Annotated in this window: 26 protein-coding genes, 1 tRNA gene and 1 pseudogene; 14 read left to right on the top strand and 14 right to left on the bottom strand. The window is 63.1% G+C overall.

What is annotated here, in order from left to right:
- From ROE7235_RS09320 to rplA, 9 genes are all read left to right on the top strand, one after another.
- On the top strand, positions 1-129 hold a 129-nt coding region (locus ROE7235_RS09320), incomplete at its 5' end, for an EF-Tu C-terminal domain-related protein (RefSeq protein WP_503128425.1).
- Between the two features lie 162 nt (positions 130-291).
- On the top strand, positions 292-2,136 hold the full coding sequence (locus ROE7235_RS09315) for an ABC transporter ATP-binding protein (RefSeq protein WP_121094910.1): 1,845 nt from the start codon (positions 292-294) through the stop codon (positions 2,134-2,136).
- Between the two features lie 66 nt (positions 2,137-2,202).
- Complete coding sequence (locus ROE7235_RS09310) at positions 2,203-2,880, top strand: CatB-related O-acetyltransferase (RefSeq protein ID WP_121094908.1); 678 nt, start codon at positions 2,203-2,205, stop codon at positions 2,878-2,880.
- Positions 2,881-2,920: 40 nt separating this feature from the next.
- Positions 2,921-2,996: transfer RNA gene (locus ROE7235_RS09305), tRNA-Trp, on the top strand.
- Entirely contained in the window at positions 2,969-3,916 is a 948-nt protein-coding gene (locus tag ROE7235_RS09300) for a hypothetical protein (RefSeq protein WP_121094906.1), read from the top strand. Before ROE7235_RS09305 ends, ROE7235_RS09300 begins: the two co-directional genes overlap by 28 nt.
- A gap of 52 nt (positions 3,917-3,968) precedes the next feature.
- Complete coding sequence (secE, locus tag ROE7235_RS09295; protein WP_121094939.1) at positions 3,969-4,166, top strand: preprotein translocase subunit SecE; 198 nt, start codon at positions 3,969-3,971, stop codon at positions 4,164-4,166.
- A gap of 147 nt (positions 4,167-4,313) precedes the next feature.
- Positions 4,314-4,847, top strand: a complete 534-nt coding sequence (gene nusG, locus ROE7235_RS09290; protein WP_121094904.1) for a transcription termination/antitermination protein NusG — start codon at positions 4,314-4,316, stop codon at positions 4,845-4,847.
- A gap of 111 nt (positions 4,848-4,958) precedes the next feature.
- The gene (rplK, locus tag ROE7235_RS09285) at positions 4,959-5,411 is read left to right on the top strand and encodes a 50S ribosomal protein L11 (protein WP_121094902.1); all 453 of its coding nucleotides are present in this window, start codon (positions 4,959-4,961) and stop codon (positions 5,409-5,411) included.
- Between the two features lie 4 nt (positions 5,412-5,415).
- Positions 5,416-6,114: a 50S ribosomal protein L1 gene (gene rplA / locus ROE7235_RS09280; RefSeq protein WP_121094900.1), complete on the top strand. Its 699-nt coding sequence runs from the start codon at positions 5,416-5,418 to the stop codon at positions 6,112-6,114.
- Between the two features lie 134 nt (positions 6,115-6,248).
- Here the strand turns inward: rplA and ROE7235_RS09275 are convergent, their stop codons facing one another.
- The 4 genes from ROE7235_RS09275 to nudC all read right to left on the bottom strand — a co-directional run bounded on the left by ROE7235_RS09275 (position 6,249) and on the right by nudC (position 8,621).
- Complete coding sequence (locus tag ROE7235_RS09275; protein WP_121094898.1) at positions 6,249-6,695, bottom strand: molybdenum cofactor biosynthesis protein MoaE; 447 nt, start codon at positions 6,693-6,695, stop codon at positions 6,249-6,251.
- Positions 6,696-6,697: 2 nt separating this feature from the next.
- Positions 6,698-6,949, bottom strand: coding sequence for a molybdopterin converting factor subunit 1 (moaD, locus tag ROE7235_RS09270; protein WP_121094896.1), 252 nt, complete (start codon positions 6,947-6,949; stop codon positions 6,698-6,700).
- Positions 6,946-7,611 carry a CDP-diacylglycerol--glycerol-3-phosphate 3-phosphatidyltransferase gene (gene pgsA / locus ROE7235_RS09265; RefSeq protein WP_121094937.1) on the bottom strand — a complete coding sequence of 222 codons (666 nt, stop codon included), beginning with the start codon at positions 7,609-7,611 and terminating at the stop codon, positions 6,946-6,948. The genes moaD and pgsA overlap by 4 nt, the downstream gene beginning before the upstream one ends.
- Positions 7,612-7,685: 74 nt before the next feature.
- Positions 7,686-8,621, bottom strand: coding sequence for an NAD(+) diphosphatase (nudC, locus tag ROE7235_RS09260; RefSeq protein WP_121094894.1), 936 nt, complete (start codon positions 8,619-8,621; stop codon positions 7,686-7,688).
- 212 nt (positions 8,622-8,833) lie between these two features.
- On the opposite strand from nudC, the gene ROE7235_RS09255 reads away from it, so the two are divergent.
- Entirely contained in the window at positions 8,834-10,762 is a 1,929-nt protein-coding gene (locus ROE7235_RS09255) for a bifunctional 2',3'-cyclic-nucleotide 2'-phosphodiesterase/3'-nucleotidase (RefSeq protein WP_147434191.1), read from the top strand.
- Here the strand turns inward: ROE7235_RS09255 and ROE7235_RS09250 are convergent.
- From ROE7235_RS09250 to ROE7235_RS09230, 5 genes and pseudogenes are all read right to left on the bottom strand, one after another.
- Positions 10,742-11,785: a HesA/MoeB/ThiF family protein gene (locus ROE7235_RS09250; RefSeq protein ID WP_121094889.1), complete on the bottom strand. Its 1,044-nt coding sequence runs from the start codon at positions 11,783-11,785 to the stop codon at positions 10,742-10,744. The genes ROE7235_RS09255 and ROE7235_RS09250 overlap by 21 nt on opposite strands.
- On the bottom strand, positions 11,785-12,249 hold the full coding sequence (dut, locus tag ROE7235_RS09245) for a dUTP diphosphatase (protein WP_121094887.1): 465 nt from the start codon (positions 12,247-12,249) through the stop codon (positions 11,785-11,787). Before dut ends, ROE7235_RS09250 begins: the two co-directional genes overlap by 1 nt.
- A pseudogene (locus ROE7235_RS09240) lies at positions 12,246-12,887 on the bottom strand (phosphopantothenoylcysteine decarboxylase domain-containing protein); the annotation flags it as partial. The pseudogene ROE7235_RS09240 and the gene dut, both read right to left, overlap by 4 nt.
- Before the next feature lie 63 nt (positions 12,888-12,950).
- Positions 12,951-13,745, bottom strand: coding sequence for a ChaN family lipoprotein (locus ROE7235_RS09235; protein ID WP_121094883.1), 795 nt, complete (start codon positions 13,743-13,745; stop codon positions 12,951-12,953).
- Positions 13,742-14,620 carry an RNA polymerase factor sigma-32 gene (locus ROE7235_RS09230; protein ID WP_121094881.1) on the bottom strand — a complete coding sequence of 293 codons (879 nt, stop codon included), beginning with the start codon at positions 14,618-14,620 and terminating at the stop codon, positions 13,742-13,744. Before ROE7235_RS09230 ends, ROE7235_RS09235 begins: the two co-directional genes overlap by 4 nt.
- Positions 14,621-14,805: 185 nt before the next feature.
- Here ROE7235_RS09230 and ROE7235_RS09225 point away from each other — a divergent pair, with 185 nt between their 5' ends.
- Complete coding sequence (locus tag ROE7235_RS09225; RefSeq protein ID WP_121094879.1) at positions 14,806-16,329, top strand: YifB family Mg chelatase-like AAA ATPase; 1,524 nt, start codon at positions 14,806-14,808, stop codon at positions 16,327-16,329.
- Here ROE7235_RS09225 and ROE7235_RS09220 read toward each other — a convergent pair.
- The 4 genes from ROE7235_RS09220 to rsmI form a co-directional block, all read right to left on the bottom strand.
- Positions 16,286-17,203, bottom strand: coding sequence for an alpha/beta hydrolase (locus ROE7235_RS09220; protein ID WP_121094877.1), 918 nt, complete (start codon positions 17,201-17,203; stop codon positions 16,286-16,288). The genes ROE7235_RS09225 and ROE7235_RS09220 overlap by 44 nt on opposite strands.
- Positions 17,200-18,147: a glutathione synthase gene (gene gshB, locus ROE7235_RS09215; protein ID WP_121094875.1), complete on the bottom strand. Its 948-nt coding sequence runs from the start codon at positions 18,145-18,147 to the stop codon at positions 17,200-17,202. Before gshB ends, ROE7235_RS09220 begins: the two co-directional genes overlap by 4 nt.
- Before the next feature lie 74 nt (positions 18,148-18,221).
- Positions 18,222-18,575: a YraN family protein gene (locus ROE7235_RS09210; RefSeq protein WP_121094873.1), complete on the bottom strand. Its 354-nt coding sequence runs from the start codon at positions 18,573-18,575 to the stop codon at positions 18,222-18,224.
- Complete coding sequence (rsmI, locus tag ROE7235_RS09205) at positions 18,572-19,420, bottom strand: 16S rRNA (cytidine(1402)-2'-O)-methyltransferase (protein WP_121094871.1); 849 nt, start codon at positions 19,418-19,420, stop codon at positions 18,572-18,574. Before rsmI ends, ROE7235_RS09210 begins: the two co-directional genes overlap by 4 nt.
- Before the next feature lie 108 nt (positions 19,421-19,528).
- Between rsmI and ROE7235_RS09200 the strand changes: the two genes are divergently transcribed.
- The 3 genes from ROE7235_RS09200 to murJ all read left to right on the top strand — a co-directional run bounded on the left by ROE7235_RS09200 (position 19,529) and on the right by murJ (position 25,087).
- On the top strand, positions 19,529-20,707 hold the full coding sequence (locus ROE7235_RS09200) for a penicillin-binding protein activator (RefSeq protein WP_121094869.1): 1,179 nt from the start codon (positions 19,529-19,531) through the stop codon (positions 20,705-20,707).
- A 71-nt stretch (positions 20,708-20,778) separates the two neighbouring features.
- On the top strand, positions 20,779-23,493 hold the full coding sequence (locus tag ROE7235_RS09195; RefSeq protein ID WP_370743593.1) for a [protein-PII] uridylyltransferase: 2,715 nt from the start codon (positions 20,779-20,781) through the stop codon (positions 23,491-23,493).
- A gap of 1 nt (position 23,494) precedes the next feature.
- On the top strand, positions 23,495-25,087 hold the full coding sequence (gene murJ, locus ROE7235_RS09190; protein WP_121094867.1) for a murein biosynthesis integral membrane protein MurJ: 1,593 nt from the start codon (positions 23,495-23,497) through the stop codon (positions 25,085-25,087).
- On the opposite strand, the gene ROE7235_RS09185 is transcribed toward murJ, so the two are convergent.
- Positions 25,049-25,699, bottom strand: coding sequence for a rhomboid family intramembrane serine protease (locus tag ROE7235_RS09185; protein ID WP_121094865.1), 651 nt, complete (start codon positions 25,697-25,699; stop codon positions 25,049-25,051). The two genes, murJ and ROE7235_RS09185, sit on opposite strands and share 39 nt — an antisense overlap.
- Between the last annotated feature and the right edge of the window lie 26 nt (positions 25,700-25,725).

The raw sequence follows: 25,725 nt of genomic DNA, 5'->3' as shown, positions 1-25,725 counted from the left end.
CCGGGCGACAACCTGAAATTCGAGGTCGAGCTGATCGCGCCCATCGCCATGGAAGAGAAGCTGCGCTTCGCCATCCGTGAAGGCGGCCGCACCGTCGGCGCAGGCGTCGTGTCGAAAATCATCAAGTGATGATGTTGCGATGCGCCAAAGTCGGTGTGTCGAAAATCATCGAATGATGATGTTGCGATGCGCCTGAAACGGTGTGTCGAAAATCATCGAATGATTACATTCGGCAATTATTGGGGGCGTGCGGGACACCGCGCGCCCTCTCCTTGTGCTATAGGCTGACCCATGCGCTTGTTTTCCTATTTCGAAGCCCGTATTCCGGCCTATCCGGCGGACCCGCCCGGCCAGCCCCCCGCTGGGTTCTGGGCGTTCCTGTGGCATTACGCGCGCCCCTTGGCCCCGTGGCTGCTGGCGATGTCGTTTGTGTCCATGCTGTTCGCGGCACTGGAGATTGTCTTGCTGGGCTATCTGGGCACGTTGATCGACCGCATGTCGGAGCTGGGGCCGGATCAGTTTCTGGCGCTGGAAGGAACGCGTCTGGCGGTTATGGCCACGCTTTTGCTGCTGGTGCTGCCCGCGCTGGCGGTGATCGGCGCGTTCATCATGTATCAAGCACTGATGGGCAATTTCCCGCAGCGGGTGCGCTGGATGGGCCATCGCTGGCTGATTGGCCAGTCCATGCGCTATTTTCAGGACGAATTCGCGGGCCGGATCGCGACGCGGCTGATGCAGACCAGTCTGGCCGTGCGCGAAACGGTGATGAAGCTGATGGATGTGGCGGTGTATATCCTCGCCTATTTCATCGGCACGCTGGCGCTGGCGGCAACACTTGATTGGCGTCTGGCCTTGCCCTTTGCGCTTTGGGCTTTGGGCTATGGTATTTTGCTGTCGGTCATTGTGCCGCGTCTGGGCCGTGTGGCGCAGGCGCAGGCCGATGCGCGCGCGGATATGACGGGCCGCATTGTCGACAGCTACACCAATATCGCCACCGTCAAGCTGTTCAGCCACGCGGCCCGCGAAGAGGCGTTCGCCCGCGACGGCATGGACGGGTTCTTGCAAACCGTCTACCGCCAGATGCGGCTGGTTGCGGTGCAGGATATCAGCGTCAACACGCTTAACGCGCTTCTGACAGGGGCCGTGACCGCCGTGGGCCTGTGGCTGTGGCTGGGTGACGGGCTGGCCTTGGGCGCTTTGGCGGTCGCGATCCCGCTGGCCTTGCGGCTGGGGAACATGTCGCATTGGGTCATGTGGGAATTCTCGGCCTTGTTCGAGAATATCGGTACGGTGCGCGACGGTCTGGCCACGCTTTCGCAAAAGCGGCATGTGACGGATGCGCCAGGCGCGCAGCCGTTGACGCTGGGCAAGGGCGACATCCGCTTTGAGCAGGTGCGTTTCGACTATGACGCGGGCACCGAGACCGCCCCGGCTGTGCTGGACGGGCTGGACCTGCACCTGCGCCCCGGCGAGAAACTGGGGCTGGTGGGCCGGTCGGGTGCAGGCAAGTCAACGCTCGTGAACCTGCTGCTGCGGTTCTATGATGTCAGCGGGGGGCGCATCCTGATTGATGGGCAAGATATTGCAGGCGTCACGCAGGAAAGCCTGCGCGCTGCGATTGGCGTCGTGACGCAGGACACCGCGCTTCTGCATCGGTCTGTGCGCGACAATATCGCTTATGGTCGTCCCGATGCGACAGATGCCGAGATCTGGGCCGCTGCCGATCTGGCAGAAGCGCGCGCCTTTATCGAAGGGTTGGAAGATGCCAAGGGCCGTCGCGGGCTTGACGCGCATGTGGGCGAGCGCGGGGTGAAGCTGTCCGGCGGGCAGCGGCAACGTATTGCAATCGCACGCGCGGCATTGAAGGATGCGCCCATTCTGGTGCTGGACGAGGCGACCTCGGCACTCGATTCAGAGGTCGAGGCCGCGATCCAGACCCAGCTTGAACGGCTGATGCAGGGCAAGACCGTGATCGCCATTGCGCACCGGCTGTCCACCATTGCGGCCATGGACCGGCTGGTAGTGATGGATGCGGGCCGCGTGATAGAGGCCGGCACACATGCCGAACTGCTTGCCCAAGACGGGCTATATGCGCGGCTTTGGGCGCGCCAATCGGGCGGGTTTCTTGAAGTGTGAGCCTGCAAGCTTGCCCGACAGGCGCCAAGCGGTTAACCATAATGGTCACAGTCGTTGCAGGGCATCATGAGTTTTCCGCTTCCCGAGACCGCCTATCCGATCACGCAACCCGACGGCACCGTGCATCGCGGGTCGGTGTTCCTGCAGGCGGTGATTGGTCATCCGCGCTGGCAGATCGGCGATTACAGCTATGCCAGCGCGCACCTGCCGCCGCGCGACTGGGCCGCGCATCTGGCCCCCTACCTGTACGAGTTTTCGCCCGAAAAGCTGGTCATCGGCAAGTTTTGCCAGATCGCGGACGGGGTACAGTTCATCACATCCTCGGCCAACCATAGGCATGACGGGTTTTCGACCTATCCGTTCGCGATCTTTCATGGCCGGTTTGACAATGCGCCCTCTATGCCCGGCCCCGGTCCCGATACGGTGATCGGCCATGATGTCTGGATCGGGCAGGGCGCGCGTATTCTGCCCGGCGCATGTATTGGCGACGGTGTCATTATTGGCGCGGGCGCGGTTGTGGGGGGCACCGTCGCGCCGTATCAGGTGGTTGCGGGCAACCCCGCGCGGGTGATCAGCGCGCGCTTTCCGGCGGATGTGGCGCAGCGCCTGCGCGAGATTGCGTGGTGGGACTGGCCGATCGAGATGATAGAGCGCCATGAGGTCGCGATCTGCGGGGCCAATCTGGCGCGGCTGGACGCGGCAGCGGCTGAAATCGACCGCGCAGGGGGCGCATTTCCCTCTTGATCTTGGCAAGGGCCTGTCATACCCATCGCGGCACATACTTAGGGGTGTAGCTCAGTTGGTAGAGCATCGGTCTCCAAAACCGAGGGTCGTGGGTTCGAGTCCCTCCGCCCCTGCCAGTCTGGAACCGGCGGATACGCCAAACCTGACGCTGGCGATCCATGTCGGCGCGCACAAGACCGCCACCTCTCATCTCCAGCACGGGTTCAGCAAGGCGCGCGGTATTCTGCGGCAAAAAGGTATTGCGTATTTCGGGCCGGAACTGCTGCGCGGCAAACTGCGCCTGCCCCGGCTGGCGGGCAAACCCACCGATCCACCAGAGGCGTTGCTCGCGGCCCTGCATCGGAATCGCATGTGCAAGCTTGTTCTGTCTGAAGAGAACATTCTTGGCACCACGCGGGCCGATCTGGTGGCCAGAGATGCGCAATTCTACCCGACGGCGCACGCACGGCTGGAGCGGCTTTTGCAGGCATTGGGCTGCACCAATGTCACTCTTTACCTGTCCATTCGCGCGCCGCTGGCCTTTCTGACCTCGGCGCATGGGCAGCAGCAGAATGCCGGACGGTTTGATCCGATGGATAAGTATCTGGCCGGGATCACGCCTGACGCGCTCCGCTGGTCGGAACTGGCCGGGCGGCTGGCTGCGGTGCCCGGCGTGGCACGGGTTGTCGTCTGGCGGTTCGAAGATTACCCCGCCATTGCGCTGCCGGTCTTTGACGACATGCTCGGGCGCGGGCGGCGGTTCGACCTGCCAGAGCGCAAGCGCCTTGTCGGCACATCGGCCCGCGCGCTGGACCATGCGCGCAGCGTCTTGGCAGATGACCCTGCGCGCGACGTGACAGAGGTGATCCGCGAGGCGCGCGCCGCCTATCCGAAATCCGACGCGTTTCCCGGCCCGACCCCGTTCGACCCCGACGCGCTTTCGGCTGATCTTGTGCGTTACGATGAGGATTGCGCGCGGCTTGCCGCGATGGCGCAAGTGACCTTTCTGCAAACCGAACCGCTTCAGGATGCAACGCAGGGCGCGAAACCTGCTTGAAACTGGACCGCCGCCTGCGTATGTGAAGGCCAAGCAAGCGACAGGCGGACCCATGGCCAAGACAAACCCTTTTCAGTTCATGCAGCAGGTGCGTGCCGAGACCGCAAAGGTCACATGGCCCACGCGGCGTGAAGTTGTCATCACCACGCTGATGGTGCTGGCGCTGGCTGCACTGACGGCCGTGTTCTTTTTCCTGGTCGATCTGTTGATCCGCACAGGCCTTGGGTCGCTTTTGGGCATGTTCGGCTAACCGACTGCTGCGCGAAGGGCTTGAAACCCGCGCGCGGCGGCTGTAACAGAACGACGAAAGGCGCACCGACTCGGTGCGCTGTTTTATTTCATCCGGGCGGCGCGCGCGTAAATAGCGGCCCTCTGGCACGGCACAGGAAAGAGCATCATGGCCCAGCGCTGGTATTCGGTAAGCGTGTTGTCGAACTTCGAAAAGAAGATCGCGGAAGCCATTCGCACGGCGGCTGCCGAGGCCGGTATGGAAGACATGATCGAAGAAGTGCTGGTGCCGACCGAGGAAGTGATCGAAGTGCGCCGTGGCAAGAAGGTGACGACAGAGCGCCGCTTTATGCCCGGCTACGTGCTGGTCCGAATGGAAATGACGCCAAAGGGCTACCACCTGATCAATTCGATCAACCGCGTGACCGGGTTTCTGGGCACGCAGGGCAAACCCATGCCCATGCGCGACGATGAGGTGAACGCGATCCTCAACCGTGTGCAGGAAACCGAGGATGCACCGCGCACGCTCATTCATTTTGAAGTGGGCGAGCAGGTCAAGGTTAATGACGGACCGTTCGAGGGCTTCTCTGGCATGGTCGAGGAAGTAGATGCCGACAACAACCGCCTGAAGGTGATGGTGTCGATCTTTGGCCGGGCCACCCCGGTCGATCTGGAATTCATGCAGGTGTCGAAAGACACCTAAGCATGACTGCTGTGGGAGGAAGACTGGGCGCGCCCGGTCAGACCGTACCACTAAACCGCAAGACGTCTTCCGGTCGCGACCGAAGGCGAGGTGATAAAAAGGAGAGGCCAGATGGCCAAGAAAGTCGTTGGGCAGCTAAAGCTGCAAATTCCGGCGGGTAAAGCGAACCCGTCACCGCCCGTCGGCCCCGCATTGGGTCAGCGCGGCATCAACATCATGATGTTCACAAAAGAATTCAACGCCCGCACCGCAGAGCTGGAGCCGGGCGCGCCAATTCCGACCGTGATTACCTACTATCAGGACAAGTCGTTCACGATGGACCTGAAAACGCCGCCGGCGTCGTGGTATCTGAAGCGGGCCGCTGGCCTGAAGCCCGTGGGCAAGCGCAATCGCGCCCAAGGCTCGCCGATGCCGGGCCGCACGGTACAAGGCACTGTGACCACGAAGCAGATCCGCGAAATCGCAGAAGCGAAGATGCGCGATCTGAACGCGACCACGATCGAGGGCGCCATGCAGATCATCGCGGGCTCTGCCCGGTCGATCGGCATTGAGGTGAAAGGGTAATCCAATGGCAAAAATTGCAAAACGCGTCAAAGCGGCCCGCGAAGCCTTTGCCGACAAAGCAAATCTGAGCGTGGAAGAGGCTGTCAGCCTGATCAAGGCGAATGCCACCGCGAAATTTGATGAAACCATCGAAATCGCGATGAACTTGGGTGTTGACCCGCGTCACGCTGACCAGATGGTGCGTGGCGTCGTATCGCTGCCGAACGGCACAGGCAAAGCCGTGCGCGTTGCCGTTTTCGCACGGGGCCCGAAAGCTGACGAAGCGACCGCCGCTGGCGCCGACATCGTGGGTGCCGAAGACCTGATGGAAACCATCCAGTCCGGTAAGATCGAGTTCGACCGTTGCATCGCAACGCCCGACATGATGCCGATCGTGGGCCGTTTGGGCAAAATCCTTGGCCCGCGCAACCTGATGCCGAACCCAAAAGTCGGCACCGTGACAATGGACGTGAAAGCGGCTGTTGATGCGGCAAAAGGTGGTCAGGTCCAGTTCAAGGCCGAGAAAGCTGGCGTTGTGCATGCCGGCGTCGGCAAAGTCTCTTTTGACGAGGCGAAACTGGCCGAGAACATCCGCGCGTTTGTCGATGCAGTGGCCAAGGCAAAGCCGACTGGTGCCAAGGGCGCTTACATGAAACAGGTATTCCTGAGTTCGACCATGGGCCGGGGCGTTTCTGTCAGCGTCGACAGCGCCACACAGGGCTGAGCTGGTTTTGACCAAATTGAAAAAAGGCGGCCCTCGGGCCGCCTTTTTGCGTGATAGCGGTTGGTTTCAGGGGCGCTGCCCCTCTGGTCCCTGCGGGACCAATCACCCCGGTATATTTAAGCAAGGATGAACGGCTACCAACGAGTTAGCGCGGTTTCGTCGCTGTCTTTTGCGGCGACCCATTCTGCACCATGGGCCGTGCGTTCCTTTTTCCAGAAAGGCGCCCGGGATTTGAGATAGTCCATCAGGAAATCGGCAGCGGCAAAAGCGTCTGCACGGTGCGCACTGGCCGTGGCGACCATCATGATAATCTCACCTGGGGCAAGCGGCCCGAATCGGTGGATGATCTTGCAGGCCCCAAGGTCCCAGCGCCCGGTCGCGTCCATTGCGATTTTTTCCAGCGCGCGTTCGGTCATGCCGGGGTAGTGCTCTATTTCCATCTGTTGCAACGTGCCGGAGTCATTGTTGCGCACGATGCCGCAGAAGGTGACGACAGCGCCGATATCTGGCATCCCTTTGGCGACGTTGCTGCACTCGGTTCCGTAGTCGAATGGCGCGGCCTGAACGCGGATATCAAGCATGTTCAGCCGCCGGTCATCGGGGGGAAGAATGCGATTTCGCGGGCGTCGCCCAACGGGGACGTGAAGTCGCTGAGTTCCTGATCGAGGGCAACGCGCAGGGCGCCCGGGTCGGAAAAGGCAAGCGCATAGCGGTCTTCGCGTGCCGCAAGTTCTGAGACCAGTTCGGCCACCGTTGTGGCCTGCGTGTCGATGGTTTCGCGCGGCAGGCCGACACGTTCGCGCAGCCAGGCGAAATACAGGATATCGCGTTTCATGGGTTCGCTCCGAGATGGGGCAGGGCTTTGCGGAAATAGTCCCAGCCGGTCACGAGCGTGAGCAGGGCCGCGATCCAGATTAGCGCAAGCCCGACGAGCCAGACAAGCCCGCCATCATAGGTGGCAAGGTCGATCACTGTCAGGTCGGATGTGCCGATCTGGCCCAGCGTGTCGAGCAGGTCGATATCGAGGCGGGTGGAATGTGCCTCGCGGGTGTAATCGAGGCCGAGGGCCAGAAACAGCACGGCGATTGCGGTCATTTGCGCGGTGGTTTTCCATTTCGCCAGATTCGTGACCTTGAGCAGCCCTGCCGTGTCGCCCAGATATTCGCGCAGGCCAGAGACGAACACCTCGCGGAACAGGATGGCGGTTGCGGGCAGGATGAGCCACGGGTCCATCCCCGAATAGCCGGTGATGACCAAAAGCGCGATCACCACCATGGCCTTGTCGGCAATCGGGTCGAGCATTGCCCCGAGCCGGGTTTCCTGTTTCCAGGCCCGCGCGAGGTAGCCGTCGAAGAAATCCGTCAGCGCGGCCAGCCCGAAGAGCGCGAGCGCGAACCAATCAGCAAAGGGGCGATGGAAATACAAAAACAGCACCACCACACCGGGCGCGGCCAGCAGGCGCAGAATGGTCAGGATGTTCGGCAGGTTCCAGAGCATGGCGCGCGGCTTTGTCAGGGGACTGTGTGTCATGTCCTTAACCTGCAAACTTCGTCTGCGAAAGGCAAGAGCGGCTAGACATGGCCCGCCAGCCAGTGGCGGATCGTCGCATGCGCGACAGAGCCTTTGCGCGCCGGGCTTGGATGGGCGCGCTCGCCCGCCATGACCGCCAGCAAATCTTCGCGGCTGATCCAGAGCGCGTCTTCCAATTCGTCGTCGAGCGTGATCGCTGCGTCCGTTGCATGGGCCAGATAGCCCAGCATCAGCGAATTCGGGAAGGGCCATGGCTGGGCGCCGAGGTAGCGCACGGACGTGGTGCGGATGCCGGTTTCTTCCCAGACCTCGCGCGCGACGGCAGCTTCCGGGGTCTCGCCGGGTTCGACAAAGCCTGCGAGGGCGGAATACATCCCCTCTGGCCAGCCGTGAGAGCGGCCCAGCAGCAAGTTGTTGCCGCGCGCGACCAACATGATGACAACGGGATCGGTGCGCGGGAAATGCTTGGCGCCGCAGGCGGGGCAATGGCGCTCCCATCCGCCGCTGGCAGGGGCGCTTTGGGCGCCGCAGGCGGCGCAAAACCGGTGCGAGCGGTGCCAGTTGAACACGGCGCGCGCGGTGGCAGCCATGGCGGCGTCTGGTGCGGCTAGCGTGGTCATCGCCAGACGCAACTCGCCAAATCGTGTGCCGTCCGCCGCGCCGGGATAGTGCTGTTCCGACGGGTCGGCGAACATGGCAAGCGCCGCCGTATCCAGCCCGTCGGGTTCCCAAGCAGAGATATCGGCGGCAAAGCGGGGCTGACCATTGTGGCGGCCCAGATACAGCCAATCATCGCCCGCGTGGATCAGCACGCGGTCGTCGGCGGCGACCCAAGCCAGCCCTGCCGTGTCAAGCTGGGGTTTGCCGCGCCAGAGCGGAAGCACCGCTGCGCCATCGCGCAACGCGGCACAGCCCGCGCGTTCATGGGCCGCGCGGTCGTCCCATGTGCCGACAAAGGCCATGTCGAGGGCTATCATGTCGCTTTTTCCATTTCTTGCCGCGCTTGTTTCCCGTAAACGCTTGTCATGATCTGGAAACAATGCTCAATTCAAGGTTGTTCGAGTAGGGGGCGTCCTGTCGCAAATAGGGCACCCGCCGACCAAGCGCCACATTGTTGCGCGACCTTGGCCAAAATTATCTCTCATATGATGTGCAACTTGGTAAAGATACGAAACAGAAAAAGTATGTCATGGGACAGGAAAAGCTGCGCTTCATGCCGGTTGCAGATGTAAGACAGACGGTCGATCTCCGGATACTGGAGACGACCGATCTGCATGTTCACCTTCATCCCTATGACTATTATGCCGATTGTCCCAACCCGGATTTCGGCCTGTCGCGGCTGGCCGAACTGGTGGACCGCGCGCGGGCGGAGACGGGAAATACCCTGTTGTTCGACAATGGCGATTTCCTGCAAGGCACGCCGGTGGGCGATTTCTTTGCCTATGATATGGGGCTGCGCGAGGGTGATTTGCACCCGGTGATGGCCGCCATGAACGCCATGCGCTATGACGCAATCACCATCGGCAACCACGAATTCAACTATGGGCTGGCGTTTTTGGAAAAATCGCTGGCGCGGGCGGAGTTTCCGGTCGTGTCATCCAATATCGCGCGGGGGCTTCGGGCCACGCCGCGCGCGGACCGGATGCTGGTCAAACCCTACAGCCTGTTGCGCCGTCAGGTAAGCGACCGGATCGGGTTGATGCACGACTTGTGCATCGGGGTGTTGGGCGTTGCCCCGCCGCAGATCATGACCTGGGAGCGTCAGCAATTGCAGGGGCAGCTGGACGTTCGCGACATGGTCGAATCCGTCAGTGCATGGGTGCCGGAAATGCGCGAGGCTGGTGCCGATCTGGTCGTGCTGCTGGCCCATACCGGCATTGGGCCGCTACGCCATACGCATGGCATGGAAAACGCGGTGATCCCGCTGGCACGGATTGACGGGGTCGATATTGTGCTGTCGGGCCATACCCATCAGGTGTTCCCGTCGCGCGCCTTTGCCGATATCCCTTCGGTCGATATCGAGCGCGGCACGATTGCCGGAAAACCGGCGGTGATGAGCGGCTTTTTCGGGTCGCATCTGGGTGTGATCGACCTGTCGCTTCAGCGCGAGGGCGGGGTCTGGCGGGTGATGAACCACCATGTGGAAACCCGTGCACTGCGCGATGCGGCTATGAACTTTCCGCAGGTGGCCGCCGATCGCAGCCAGCCCATGCGCAGCCCCAAGGTGCGCAAGATTGTCGAGCGTGCGCATGACGCGGTTCTGGCCAGCATTCGCCAGCCTATCGGGCAAAGCGATGTGCCGATCAACAGCTTCTTCGTTTATCTGGGTCAAAGCGCCGCGACCGCGCTTGTGGCACAGGCACAAAAGGGCTTTGTCGCGTCGCGGATGGACCCGTCGCTGAAAGACCTGCCGATATTGTCGGCGGTGTCGCCCTCCAAGGCCGGGGGCCTGGGCGGCGCGCGCAACTACACCAATATCGCGGCCGGGCAGTTGACCTTGCGCAGCATGGCGGATTTGTATGTCTACCCCAACAAGGTTGCGGCATCGCGGCTGACCGGCGCACAAATTGCGCTTTGGCTGGAACGCTCTGCGTCTGCGTTTAACCAGATCCAGCCAGACATGCAGGATCAACCCCTGATGAATCCGGCTTTTCCGGGCTATAATTTCGAGATTATCTATGGCTTGGACTATGAGATTGATCTGACCCAACCGGCCCGGTTCAGCTATGACGGGGCAGAGATAGACCCGGCCCATTCCCGCATCCGCAACCTGCAATACAAAGGCGCGCCGCTGGACGCAGAGGCTGAGTTCATCTTGTGTACCAACAATTTTCGGGCTCAAGGCGCAGGCGGGTTTCCGGGTGCCGTGCCGGACACGATCTGTTTCGAGAACCCGGCCATCGTGCGCGATGTGCTGCGTGAGCATGTCGAGGCGCAGGATACGCTGCATATTGACGCCGACGCGCCGTTCCGCCTGCTGCCGGTTGCCGGTGCGAGTGTGATGTTGCGCACGGCCCCCGCTGCGCTGGACCATCTGCGCCTGATTGCGGATTATGCGCCAGAGGTGATCGGCGCTGACAAAAACGGGTTCTTGCGCCTACGCCTGTCCTTGGAGTGACCCGCAACAGGCGCAATCGGCGCGGCGTTTCACCGTCACGCTGCGGTTTTCGCCAAATAGTGCATCATGCAACATCAGACGCCCGCGCAGGGACTGGCCCGCTCCGGTGATCTCTTTTATCGCCTCTAGGGCCATCTGGCTGCCGATGATACCCGGAAGCGGTGCTACGACGCCCGCTTCGGCGCAGCTTGGCGCCAGCCCCTCGGCAGGGCGGGACGGGAACAGGCATTCGTAGCAGGGCGCATCGCTGGCCGGGTGGAACAGGCTGATCTGGCCTTCCCATTGCGTAATTGCGCCCGATATCAGCGGTTTACCTGTCGCGACCGCTGCGCGGTTCACCAGATAGCGCGTGTCAAAATTGTCGCTGCCATCAAGGATCAGATCATACTCGGCGAACAGAACCTGCGCCATTTCTGGCGTCAGCCGCCGCTGGTAGGGTTTGACAGTGATGAACGGGTTCAGCGCCTGCATCGCGGCCTGGGCCGAAAACACTTTGGGGGTGCCAATGTCCTGATCGCGGTGGATGATCTGGCGTTGCAGGTTTGACCCGTCGACCGTGTCATCGTCAATCACGCCAAGCGTGCCGACACCCGCCGCCGCCAGATACAGCAGCGCGGGAGAGCCAAGGCCACCCGCCCCGATCACCAGCACTTTCGCGTTCTTCAGCTTGCGTTGCCCCGCGCCCCCCAATTCGCGCAACACGATATGGCGGGCGTAGCGGGTCAGTTCCGCCTCTCGGAAAGGGCCGGTTTGTTGCGGCGGCGCGATGGCTTCGGGTTTGCGCAGCCGTTTCAGCCCATAGGCATAGGCTACCCCCACAGCGACAAGGCCGCCCAAGACAAGCCATGGTCGCGCGTCGCCACCCGTCGCCACGCGCAAAGGTGTGCCCGTCGGCAGCACAAGCTGCGCGATAACTACGGCGGCATAAACCAATCCGATCATGACAAGCCGTGCGCGGACGGGCGTTTTCATCGCCCAACCCAGCGCCCATAGTCCGGCCATCAGAAACAGAACCAACCCCATCAGCGCAGCCCGGTATGGCCATAGCCGCCCGCGCCGCGCGCGCTGTCGGGCAGAGTTTCGGCACGCACAAAGCGGGCCTGCACAACCGGCGCAATCACGATCTGCGCAATCCGCATCCCGTGTTCGACTGTGAAGGATTCTGTGCCAAGATTTTGCAAGATCACCCCCAAAGGCCCGCGATAATCGCTGTCGATCGTGGCGGGCGCGTTGGGCAGGGTCAGCCCGTGTTTCAACGCAAGGCCAGAGCGCGCGCGGATCTGCATCTCGAACCCCTGCGGGATGGCGCAGGCCAGCCCCGTGGGCACAAGCACCCGCGCCATTGGCGCTAGGGTCAGGCCCGTGGGACGATCGGCAGGCGCAAGGTTCGCACGAATATCGGCACCCGCGGAACCCGCCGTTGCATAGGCGGGCAAGGGTACGTCCGGGTCGGCATCGGGCAGGTATTGGAACGTGATGTCGGTCATGCCAGCGCCTCTGCCATACGGTGTGCCAAGCGGATTGCCACGTCGGTTTTGGCCATACGTGGCCAGTCCTCGACCCCGTTTTCGGAAATCAGATGCACCATATTGTCTGTCCCGCCCATAATGCCGGTCGCGGGCGACACGTCATTCGCAACGATCCAGTCGCAGCCCTTGCGGTCGCGCTTGGCGGTGGCATGGGCGATCACGTTTTCGGTTTCCGCCGCAAACCCAACCACCAGACGGGGCCGCTTTTCGTGGTGCGACAGCGTGTGCAGAATGTCGGGGTTTTCAATAAATCGCAATTCTGGAAGCCCTTGCGCGGTTTTCTTCATCTTCTGTCCGGCAGCATTCTGGACCCGCCAATCGGCGACGGCGGCGGCCATGATTGCGGCTGAAACGGGCAAGGCAGCTTCGACCGCATCCAGCATTTCCAACGCTGTTTCCACCCGCACCACCTGCACGCCAACGGGGGGCGGCACCGTGGCGGGGCCGGTGACAAAGATCACCTGTGCGCCCAGATCGCGCAAGGCCGTTGCAATCGCTGTGCCCTGTGCGCCCGATGAGCGGTTGGCGATATATCGCACCGGATCAATCGGTTCATGCGTCGGGCCGGATGTGACCAGAATGCGCTGTCCCGTCAACATGGGGGGCCTTTCCTTGGGGTTGGCCACAGGGATAGCGCGTCGGGCGGGTGGGCAAAAGCCCTATTGAAACGCGGCACACGGGTCGTCGCGGTCCACCGCATCGGTCACGATCCAGAAATCGGTCAAGGCGGGGTCGGGCGCGGCGATTTCATACTGGCCTAGCGTCAGGTGTGTCACCTCTGGCGCGGCCCGCGCCAGTGCAGCAGGGGCACCCCAGTCGCGGCGCACATGGCCGGTGCCTGTGATTACCGCGACCGGCCCACCAGTCTGGCGCAGCGCCAGTTCCGCCACGCGCGCCAGTTCGGCGTCGCGCAGGCGCTGCACAGCGACCATTCCCGGCAGCAGGTCTGCGGGCAGGGCGTTGCAATGGGCCTCTGCTTGCAGGGTTTCGCGGGCCGTTTGCTCTGCGGCAGGCAAGGGGTGGTCCAGCCCGAACCGTGCAGCATCGCCCGCGAATACGGCTGTCAAAGGCTGCTCGAACACGGCACGCGCTTGGGCGCGCGGCACCGCAGCGCCGTAAATTCGTGCGTCCGGGGCGGCCTGAAAAATGGGGTAATACATGGCAAACTCGGGCCAGCCGGAGCCGTCCCAGTTCAACGCCTCCGCCAATTCCTCTGCGGTTGTCCAGCTTTCGGGCGCGGCCGAGGCCTGCGCTTTTGTCAACATTTCGAACACCAATGCGCGCGGCTTCATTGACGTGATGGCACGCGCTTGGTTCAGGTGATGGCCCGCGTGGTCATGCACTTCGCCAAGGAAAACGACATCTGCGCCGGGCAGGCTATCCAACCTGTCCGGCGCGATCTGTTCAGCTTGCGCGGGCACTACCAGCGCAAGGCTCAGCAAGGCCCATTTCATGCGAGGAAGTTCAACACTTCCTTGGACTGCGTCTCAAGGCTCTTGCGCATTTTCTGAAAGGCAGCCGCTTCCAACTGGCGCACGCGCTCTTTCGACAGGCCCAATTCATCGCCCAGCGATTCCAGTGTGCGCGGATCGGCGCGCAATTTGCGTTCGCGCACGATGAACCGTTCGCGCTCGCTCAGCCCCTGCAAGGCGCCAAGCAGCCATTCGCGAAGCTGCGCGGTGTCGTGTGCGTGTTCCACGCCGACCGATGCCTGTTCGCTGTCATCTTCCAGCACGTCAATCCATTCGCGCCCGTCTTCGTCGCTGGATTGCATTGCATTCAACGAATAGTCAGAGCCGGACAGCCGCCCCTCCATCATTTCGACATCGTGGAGCGGCACGCCAACCTCGCGCGCGACCATCTCGCGCAGCTGGTGCGGGTCAAGCGTCTCGCCCCGCGCCATCGCCTCGCGTTCGAACTTCGCCTGCACGCGGCGCAGGTTGAAGAACAGGGATTTCTGGCTGCTGGTCGATCCCGTGCGCACCATGGACCAGTTGCGCATCACATAGTCCTGAATGCTCGCCTTGATCCACCAGACCGCGTAGGTCGAAAACCGCACGCCGCGGTCGGGGTCGAATTTGTCAGCGGCTTTCATCAGGCCCAGACCGGCCTCTTGGATCAGGTCATTCATCGGCGCACCGTAGCGGCGGAACTTACCCGCCATCGAAATCGCAAGCCGCATATACGCGGTAATCAGCCGGTGCAGTGCAGCCTCGTCGCGGTGGTCGCGCCACGCATAGGCCAACTTCAATTCGGTTTCTGCATCAAGCAGTTCGGCCTTCATGGCCTGACGCGAAAACTTGCGGTCGTCACTAAAATCGAGTGCCATTGTTTCCCCCGGCTGTGCGTTTTCTTTGCAAGTGCTACGCGGCGGATGCTTCACCGGTTCACTTTTCTTCTGCGGCAGCCCGCCGCAGGTCAACACGGTTGCGTGATCCGGTGGTGCATGTGGCGCCGTTAACCCCTTGGAAACCAGTTTCGCGTTAACCTTTGGCCAGCCAGCCGGGGTGGATCATGGTCGCACGCGCGTTCACAGTCGCATTTGAGGGGATAGAGGCGCGCCTGATAGAGGTGCAATGCGCCCTCTCTCCGGGGTTGCCCGCATTTCAGATCGTTGGCCTGCCCGACAAAGCCGTGTCAGAAGCGCGCGAGCGGGTGCGCGCGGCTTTGGGTGCGCTGTCCATCGCGCTCCCGTCAAAGCGCATCACCGTCAACCTGTCACCTGCCGATATCTTGAAAGAGGGGTCGCATTTCGACCTGCCCATCGCCATGGCCCTGCTGGCCGCGCTGGATATTCTACCATCCGAGGACGTGGCGCAAACCGTGGCCTTGGGCGAATTGTCGCTTGATGGGGCATTCGTGCCCGTGGTCGGTGCCTTGCCCGCCGCCATGTCCGCCGCCGAAGCGGGGTTTGCGCTGGTTTGCCCTGCGCCCTGTGGGCCGGAAGCGGCTTGGGTCGATGCCGCCCGCGTCATCGCAGCCGACTCGCTTTCGCAACTGATCCGCCATTTCACGGGTCAGGCCCCGCTTGCACCCGCCAAGCCGGGCGAGGTGGTGGCCGATAAGGGCGCGCGCGACCTGTTCGATGTGAAAGGGCAGGAACGCGCCAAACGCGCTCTCGAAATCGCCGCGGCCGGGCGCCATCACATGCTGATGGTCGGCCCGCCCGGATCGGGAAAATCCATGCTGGCGGCGCGGCTTGCGGGAATTCTGCCACCCCTTTCGGCGTCGGAAGCCTTGGAAACCTCTATGATCCACTCCATAGCAGGATTGTTGGAAGAAGGCGGCATTTCCCGCGCGCGCCCCTACCGCGAGCCGCATCACACGGCCTCTGTCGCGGCGATTGTCGGCGGCGGCAAGGGGGCGAAACCGGGCGAGATATCGCTTGCGCACAACGGCGTGCTGTTTCTGGATGAATTTCCCGAATTCCCCCGCGCCGTGCTGGAAACCCTGCGCCAACCGATAGAAACCGGCGAGGTGGTGGTGGCCCGCGCCAATGCGCATGTGCGCTACCCGTGCCGGTTCATGTTGGTGGCCGCCGCCAACCCCTGCAAATGCGGCTATCTGGCTGACCCGCACCGCGCTTGCGCCCGCGCGCCCACCTGTGGAGAAGATTATATGGGCCGCATTTCCGGCCCGCTTCTGGACCGGTTCGACCTGCGGGTAGAGGTGCCGCCGGTCGGCTTGGCAGAGTTGGACATGCCTGCCAGCGGAGAATCCTCTCGCGATGTTGCGGCGCGGGTGGCCCGTGCGCGCCACGCGCAGGCCGAACGGTTCGCGGGCCATGCAAACTTGCGCGTGAATGCCGATGCAGAGGGCGCGCTACTGGAACAGGTCGCCGCGCCAGATGCCGAGGGCCGGGCGCTTTTAACCCGCGCAACCGACCGTCTGGGCCTGAGCGCGCGCGGCTATCACCGGTTGCTGCGGGTAGCCCGCACGATCGCCGATCTGGACAGTGCAGCGGCCGTGCGCGCACCGCATATGGCCGAAGCGATCAGCTTTCGCTTGATGGGGGCAGAGGTGCCTGCGCGCGTATGAATGTGGCGGTATCAGCCAGCGAGCGACGCGCCTCTGGCAGCCAGCCGTGGAAATACTGCCAGACATGGGGCAGATTGCCGCCTTCTTGCAACGTCACTGTGGCCCCTTGGGCACGCAGATGCTGCACCATGCGGGTCGAATCCGAATGCAATATCTCGCGTCGGGCGACCTGTATCAGCACCGGCGGCGCGCCCAGAAAGGTGGCGTAAAGCGGAGAGATGCGCGGGTCGCGCGGGTCTGCGCCTTGCAAGACACGGTCGCGCAGGCGTTCCAGCCGCGAGATGGGCAGCAAGATCTCGCTGCGCGCGTTTTGCACAATCGACGGGCCCTCCAGCGTAAGATCGGTGAAGGGCGAGAAGGCGAACACGCAAGCTGGGCGCGGCTGGCCGGTCGCGCAGAGATGTCCCAGCAGCGCCAGCGCCAGCCCACCGCCCGCAGAATCGCCGCCCAAAACGATTTGCGCGGGGTCATGGCCCGCAGCAATCAGCGCGCGCCACGCGGCCAAAGCATCTTCAAACGCGGCGGGAAAGGGGTGTTCCGGGGCCAGCCGGTAGTCGGGCAGGCACGCCTCCAGCCCCGTCTTGCGCTTCAGATACGCCGCAAGCGCCGCGTGTGTGCGTGGGTTTCCCATGACATAGCCGCCACCGTGCAGATACAGGATAATCGGCGCGCCCTGTGGTGGCCGCGCGGTCCAGAGTGCGGGAACACCGCTCAAACTGTCGGGCGTGAAATGCTGCCAGGGACGCCCGCGTGCGTTCAGCCATGCGCCACGCTCGAACCATTTGCGCGCGGCGACGCTATCGGGCTGGCGCGCAAGCGAGCGGCGTGCGACCCGGCGCAGGAAAACCCGCAGGACTTTGAGTTGCCAACTCATGTGGCTGCGCGCTTGGCCTCTATCGCGTCCCAGATCAGCCCCGCACCATTGGTGCCGTCGAAACGCTCCAGTTCCTGCAACCCGGTGGGCGAGGTGAGATTGATCTCTGTCAGCCAGTCGCCGATCACGTCAATACCGACGAATATCTGGCCCTTTTCACGCAAGAGCGGGCCGATCCGCGCGCAGATTTCGCGGTCACGTTCGGTTAGTGCGACCTTCTCGGCGCGTCCGCCGACATGCATGTTCGAGCGGGTCTCACCTTCTGCGGGCACGCGGTTGATGGCGCCGATCGGGTCGCCATTCACCAAGATAATGCGCTTGTCGCCCTTGGTCACGGCGGGCAGGTATTTCTGAACGATCAGCGGCTCATTGTTGATGCCGCTGAACAGCTCGTGCAGCGACGCAAGGTTGCGGTCCTGCGCATCCAGTCGGAACACCCCCGCACCGCCATTACCGTAGAGCGGTTTGAGGATCACATCGCCATGCTCTGCCTTGAATGCGCGGATGGTCGCCAGATCGCGCGCAATCAGGGTTGGGGGCGTCAGGTCTGGGAAGCGCAGGACCAGCAGTTTCTCAGGGTAGTTGCGCACCCAGAACGGGTCGTTCACGACCAGCGTTTCGGGTTGGACCATGTCGAGAATATGCGTCGTCGTGATATAGCCCATGTCAAAAGGCGGGTCTTGGCGCAGCCAGACCACATCGACCTTGGCCAGGTCCAGTTCTGTGACCGGTCCACGCGTGACATGATCGCCTTTGACCCGGCGCAGCGTGGCCGTTTGTGCCTGTGCCAGAACGCGGCCTTCGCGGTAGCTTAGTTGGTCCGGCGTGTAGACAAACACCTCGTGCCCGCGCTCTTGCGCTTCGAGCGCGATGCGGAAACTGCTGTCGCCGTCTATGTCGACTGCCGTGATCGGGTCCATCTGAAATGCAACGCGCAACGCCATGTCATCCGTCCTGTGCCAAGCTCAAACCTGCGCTTTAGATGGACGAGGACGGGCTGCGTTGCAATGGCGCGCGGTCACGGCCAGAGTGCATTTTCCATGATGGCGATTTCGCCCTGTGCGTTGACGAGGGCCAGATCGAACCGCGTTTCCGTCAGTTGGCCATTCGGCAACGTCCCCAGAAATTCGGATGCGGCGGCGAAAATGCGCAGGATTTGCCGTGGTCCCAGCCGGGCGCGCGCGGCGTCGAAACTGCGGCTTTTCTTCACCTCGACAAAGATGACGTCGTCACCGCGCGCCAGAACTAGGTCGATTTCACCGCCCTGACCGCGAAAGCGTCGGTCCAGAAAACGGTAGCCGTTGGCCGTGTAGTCGCGCAAAACCCCGTCTTCGGCGGCCAAGCCGGCCAGATGGTTGCGGGTGTGGTTCATCGGTCTTTTTCCTTTGCGAGTGCTGCCTGATAGACCGCGCGGCGCGGCAGGCCCAGGTCTTGCGCCACTTGCGCCGCCGCTTCCCTGACGGACATATCGCGTAGCGCCGTGTCCAACGCGGCATCGAGCGTATCGGCATCCGCAACCCGGGCGGGCGCGCGGTCGACAACCAGCACGATTTCGCCTTTGAGCGTGCGCTCTGCGATGGCGAGTGTCATATCAGCCAGGGTCATGCGCAAGACTTCTTCGTGCAACTTGGTTAATTCACGGCAAAGTGCGGCTTGCCGATCTGCTCCCAGACACTCGCAGAGTTCCGTTAAGAAGCGATGAATGCGTTTTGGGGATTCGTAAAAAACCAGCGTGGCGGGGATCGTGGCGGCCTCGGTCAGCATCTGTTTGCGTGCGCCGCCCTGCGCGGGTGGAAAGCCCATGAAGCAAAATCTGTCACTGGGCAGGCCCGCGACGCAGAGCGCTGCCATGACTGCGGAGGCCCCCGGCGCGGCCCAAACCGGCAGATCGTCGTCGATCGCGGCGCGCGCGAGCCCGAACCCCGGATCAGAGACAAGCGGCGTGCCCGCTTCGGAGGCGTAGAGCACCGATTGCCCGGCGCGCAACGCCTCTATCAGCTTGGGACGCATCTGCGCGCCATTATGGTCGTGATAGGGCAGAACCCGGCGTCCGTTCAGCGCCACGCCGTGCAATTCCATCAGGCGGCGCAGGCTGCGGGTGTCTTCGGCCACCAGCATGTCGCACCCTTCCAGCAGGTCGAGTGCGCGGAGCGTGATGTCGCGCGCGGCCCCGATGGGTGTTGCGATCAGGTGCAGTCCGGGGGAAATGACAGGCATGGGGCTGGAACTTTCACGGCAAGGTTGCGCCCCTTGTGCCCCGATAGGGGCGTTTACTTCAAGCGCGGGCTTGCGTAGTCTCGCGGTTAAACAGGCGCGTTCGGGAGTATGCGGAAAATGTGGGGTAAACTGATGGGGCGGCGTCGTGTCGCCGCTGGCCTTTTGGCGGCGATGATCGTGGCCGGTTGCGAAGGCGGGCTGGGCCCGATTGTCGGCGGTCAGGGTGTGAATACCGACCGGCCCGTGACCGTTGCGTTGTTGGTGCCCGGCGGGTCTGGCGATCAGGGGCGTGATGTTCTGGCTGCCAGCCTGGAAAATGCCGCGCGGCTGGCGGTTGCGGATCTGCAAGGTGCGCAAATCGACCTGCGCGTGTATCAGACGGCGGGCGATGCCAACCGCGCGGCATCGGTCGCGCAGCAAGCTGTCGACGACGGGGCACAGGTTATCCTTGGCCCGCTTTTCGCAGACGCCGCGCGCGCTGTCGGGCAGACGGTCGCGCCCTCTGGTGTGAATGTGCTGAGTTTCTCCAACAACCCCTCGGCCGCGTCACGCAACGTGTTCCTGCTGGGGCCGATGTTTGAAAACACCGCGACCCGCCTGATGGATTTTGCCAGCGCGCAGGGCAAAGGCCGGATCATGCTGGTCGCAGAGCAAAATCAGGCAGGCGAAGTGGCGACGGCTGCTGTGCGCCGTGCGGCAAGCCGGAGTGCGGCAGATTTGGTCGCCGTGCAGAGCTACCCGTTCTCGCAGCAAGGTGTGGTGCAGGCCCTGCCGGGGATCACGGCGCAGGCGCGGTCGGGCAATGCCCAGACCATTTTGTTTACCGCAGGATCAGAGGGTGCCTTGCCGCTGCTGGCAGAGCTTTTGCCGCAAAACGGGCTGTCGCCCCAGACCTTTCAATATGCTGGCCTGACGCGGTGGGACATTCCCGCAAGCACCATGCAGCTTTCCAGCCTGCAGGGCGGCTGGTTCGCGCTGCCCGATCCCAGCCTGACGCGCCAATTCGATGCGCGCTACATGGGCAGCTATGGTCAGGCGCCGCACCCCGTCGGCTCTTTGGGGTATGACGCGGTCGCCGCGGTGGGGGCGTTGCTGCGTCAGGGTGGTTCCGATGCGCTGACAGCGGAGCGTATTACCCAAGGCTCGGGCTTTGCGGGTGTCACCGGCGTGTTCCGGTTCCGCGCCGATGGCAGCAATGAGCGTGGCCTTGCGATTGCCGAAATCCGCGATGGTACAAGCGTAGTCATCAGCCCCGCGCCGCGCAGCTTTGGCGGGGGCGGGTTCTGAATTTGCCTTTGGCCGTTTCCGCCCATCAACCGCCCGCGCCGGAAGGGTTTGGCCCTTTCGAGTGCGATGCGATCCTTGATATGGCCGTATTGCAGGGCGATGTCGCGACCGCGCTGGACGGCAAGACCGGCGCGCGCGACAAACGCGGCGCGCTGGTGTCGGTGCTGAAAGCCGCGCTGGCCGACGGGCAGGCCCGGCTAGAGGCGCTCTATCGTGAACATCCGCGCGACGCGCGCGATTTCACGGCGGCAAACTCGTGGCTGACTGACCGTGTCGTGATCAGCGCGCTGGATGCCGTGCAAACGCAGATGCACCCCAATCCGAACCCGTCCGACGGCGAACGCATCGCCACGCTGGCGGTGGGCGGCTATGGCCGGGCAGAGATGGCACCGCAATCCGATATCGACCTGTTGTTTCTGGTGCCGTGGAAGGTGACGGGCTGGGTCGAGCAAGTGATCGAATCCACGCTCTATGTGCTGTGGGATCTGAAGCTGAAGGTCGGACATGCCAGCCGCACGGTCGACGAGTGCCTGCGCCTTGGGCGGGGCGACATCACGATCCGCACGGCGTTGTTGGAGCATCGCTTCCTGCATGGCAATGCGGCGCTGGCGCAAACCCTGCGCGCGCGGCTTTGGTCCGAGCTGTTCGCCAAGACGCATGCCGATTTCGTCGAGGCCAAGCTGGCCGAGCGCGACGCGCGGCTAAGCAAGATCGGCAACCAGCGTTACTTGCTGGAACCCAATGTCAAAGAAGGCAAAGGCGGTCTGCGCGACCTGCAAACCCTGTATTGGATCGCCAAATATATCCACGAGGTCGATCAGGCCCGCGAGTTGGTCGCGCTCGGGTTCTTCCGCCCCGAAGAATACGAGGCCTTCCGCGAGGCAGAAACCTTCCTGTGGGCCGTGCGCTGCCACATGCACCATATTGCGGGACGACCGGTAGAGCAGTTGACCTTCGACATTCAGGTCGGCGTGGCCGAACGCATGGGCTATACCGACCATGGCGGCCGCCGCGGTGTCGAGCATTTCATGCAAGAGTATTTCCGCAACGCGACGCGTGTTGGCGAACTGACCCGCATCTTCCTGACAGAGCTTGAAGCGCGCCATGTCAAGCGCGAGCCGCTGCTGCGCAACTTCCTGAACCGGCGCAAGAAAATGCGCCACAGCCTGCGCGTGGTGCAAAACCGGCTGGATATAGAGGATGAGGCCGAATTCCTGTCGGACCCGCTCAATATGCTACGGATATTCGAGGAAGCGTTGGTCACAGGCTATCTGATGCACCCCAATGCCATGCGGCTGGTGGCGGCCAATCTGCACCTGATCGACGCAAAACTGCGGGCCGAACCCGAAGCCCGCAAGATTTTCATGCGCCTGATGTTGAAACACGGCAACCCCGAACGCGCGCTGCGCCGCATGAACGAATTGGGCGCCCTCGCGGCCTTCATCCCCGAATTCGAGCCGATCGTGGCGATGATGCAATTCAACGTCTACCACCACTACACGGTGGACGAGCACACCATCCAATGTGTCAGCACATTGGCGCAGATCGAGCGCGAAGAACTGGTCGAAGAACTGCCCATCGCCTCTCGGATCTTGCGCGAAGGGGTCAACCGTCGCGTGTTGTATGTGGGCTTGTTGCTGCATGATATCGGCAAGGGGCGGCCCGACGACCATGCCGTTCTGGGCGCACAGATCGCGCGGCGCGTGGCGCCCGCGCTGGGCCTGAAACGCGCCGAAGCCGAGACCGTCGAATGGCTTGTGCGCTACCATCTGCTGATGTCCGACACTGCGCAGAAACGTGACATTTCTGACCCGCGTACGGTGCGCGATTTCGCCAAACTGGTCAAAACCCGCGAACGGCTGGACCTGCTGACGGTGCTGACGGTCTGCGATATTCGCGGTGTCGGGCCGGGGACGTGGAATAACTGGAAAGCGCAGCTATTGCGCCAGCTTTACCGCGAAACCGCCGGGGCGCTTGAAAACGGGCTGGAAGACCTGAACCGCGAGAACCGCTCGGACGAGGCCAAGCGCGCCTTGCGCACGGCGCTGGCCGATTGGCCCGCCGCAGATCGTCGCACCGAACTGGGGCGGCATTACGCGCCCTATTGGCAGGGGTTGCCGACAGCCACCCATGCCGTGTTCGCCGACCTTCTGCGCGATGTGACACCCGCCACCATCCGGCTGGACCTGCATCCAGAACCCGACCGCGACGCGACGCGCGCCTGTTTCGTGCTCTCGGACCACCCTGGTATTTTTGCGCGGTTCGCCGGTGCCTTGGCGCTTGTGGGCGCGAATATCGTCGATGCGCGGACCTATACCACCAAGGATGGCTACGCGACCGCCGCGTTCTGGATACAGGATGCCGACGGCCACCCGTTCGAGGAATCGCGCCTGCCGCGCCTGCGCAAGATGATAGAGCGCACCTTCGCGGGCGAGGTTGTGGCATCCGAGGCGCTGGAGGACCGCGACAAGGTCAAGAAACGCGAGCGTGCCTTCCGCGTGCCAACCTCGATCAGCTTCGACAACGAAGGGTCGGAAATCTACACCATCATAGAGGTCGACACGCGCGACCGCGCCGGCCTGCTATTCGATCTGGCTCGCACCTTGGCAGATAGCAACATCTCTATTGCCAGCGCGGTGATTGCGACCTACGGCGTTCAGGTTGTCGATACATTCTATGTGAAAGACATGTTCGGGCTGAAACTGCACGCCAAATCCAAGCAAGAGACGCTGGAGCGCAAGCTGCGTGCGGCGATCAAGGCGGGCGCCGACCGCTCGGTCGCCTGAGATGGCACCGCTGAAAGCGCCCGTGCGGCTGGTCAAGGGTTTCCTGACGGTGGGCCTCTGGACGCTGCTGAGCCGCGTTTTCGGCTTTGCGCGCGATATCATGATCGCCGCCTATCTTGGCCCCGGCGCCGTGGCCGACGCGTTTTTCGTCGCGTTCTCATTGCCCAACATGTTCCGTCGCTTCTTTGCGGAAGGGGCGTTCAACTTCGCCTTCGTGCCGCTGTTTTCCAAGAAATACCAAGCGGGCGAGGGCGCCGAAAGATTCGCGCGCGATGCGTTCTGGGGCATGGCGGCGCTGCTTTTGGTGTTTTCCGTCTTGGCGGTGATCGCCATGCCGCTGCTGGTCTGGGCCATGGCGGCGGGGTTCGCGCAGGACGACCGCTTTGATATGGCGGTCGATTTCGGGCGCGTGGCGTTCCCGTATATCTTCTTCATCTCGCTGACCGCGTTGTTGTCGGGCATGTTGAACGCCGTGGGCCGCTTTACGGCCGCCGCCGCCGCGCCCGTGTTGCTGAATGTCGTGTTCGTCACCGCCATGCTGATCGCGGGGCAGGTGGGCTGGGACATAGGGCCTACCTTGGCTTGGGCCGTGCCGGTCGCGGGTGTCGCGCAACTGGCGCTTTTGTGGGTCGCCGTGCGGCGCGCGGGCTTTGCGATGCGGTTCCGCAGACCCACTTTGACACCTGAATTGAAGCGCCTTGCTATCATCGCCGCGCCCGCCGTTTTGGCGGGGGGCGTTGTGCAGATCAACCTGCTGGTGGGCCGCCAGGTCGCCAGCTTTACCGAGAATGCGATTTCATGGCTGAACTTCGCCGATAGGCTCTATCAACTGCCGCTTGGCGTGGTGGGCATTGCCGTGGGTGTGGTGCTGTTGCCGGAACTTTCGCGCCGTCTGGCCTCTGGTGATGCGGCAGGCGGGCAACACAGCTTCAACCGCGGGATGGAGTTTTCGCTGTTCCTGACCGTGCCTTCTGCGGTCGCTCTGGCCGTGATCGGCGCGCCTATTGTGGCGGTGCTGTTCGGACGCGGGGCATGGACGGATGCCGATACGCAGGCCACGGCGCTGGCGCTCGCCATCTATGCGCTGGGTCTGCCGGCATTCGTTATGCAAAAGGTGCTGCAACCGCTTTACTATGCCCGCCATGATACGAAACGCCCGTTTCAATTCGCGCTGACCTCCATGGTTGTCAATGCCGCTGTGGCCATCGGGTTCATGCCGCTGATCGGCTTCGTCGCGGCGGCTTGGGCCACGACATTTGCCGCTTGGGTCATGGTCTGGCAGCTATGGCGCGGGGCGCGCGGCATGGGACCAGCGGCGCAAACCGACGCGCAGATGCGCAAACGCGCGGTGCGGATCGCGGTTGCTTCTGCCGCGATGGGCGCGGCGCTATATGTCGGTGGGCTGGTCTTGGCCCCCTATCTGGCGATGCCGGGCTGGCGGTATCTGGCGCTGCTGGCGCTCATCGGGCTGGGCAGCGTCGTTTATCTGGGGCTTGGGCAGGTCATCGGGGCCTATCGTGCGCAAGAGATCCGCAACAGCATCCGGCGCAAACGCTCAACGCCTGCGCAACCGGACGAGGATGGGACCGTCTAGCGCCCGTGCCAGCACCGCGCCCGCTCCCAAGGCGGTCAGGTCTGCCAGCCAGTCCATGCCGCCGCCCGCCACGGCGGTCAGCACCAATCTTGCGACGACCAAGACCGCAACCATGAACAGCGCGTGCTTTGTGCGCAGCAGCGCCGCATAGGCGCCGGCCAGCGCGAAGATCATCGGGTAGCCGCCGATAAGCCACGCGCCGGGGTCCGCCACCAGCCCGAAGGCCACGCCCCCCGCCGCTTGCGCGACCAGCAGCAGAACCACCACTTTGACCGACCCAAGCCGTTCGGCACAGGCTTTGCCCAAGGCGGCTGTGATGACCACGACCAAGGCCGCCTGCATCGGGCCAAGGTGAACAAAGCCATAGGCCAGATAGCGCCATAGCCTCTCTGGCGGATAACGCCCGCTGTCGATCATCCAGCCTTGCAGGTCGGGGCTGATCCCGAACAGCACCAGCGCCTGCGCGCGCCATCCCGCGCTACCCGCCCAGTTGACCAGCCCATGCGCGCCCGCCCATAGCACCAGTTCCACCCCCGCCACGCTAAGCGTCAGCAACCACACCGCCCATGGCAGCGGGTTCACGATGGGGGCGGGGCGGGATTCGTCGCTCATGCGCGCGCCTTGGTTGACCTTGTCAG

The sequence above is a fragment of the Roseinatronobacter ekhonensis genome, assembly GCF_900499075.1.
In the GTDB taxonomy this organism is placed as follows: domain Bacteria; phylum Pseudomonadota; class Alphaproteobacteria; order Rhodobacterales; family Rhodobacteraceae; genus Roseinatronobacter; species Roseinatronobacter ekhonensis.
This window is presented reverse-complemented; position numbering and strand designations above follow the sequence as displayed.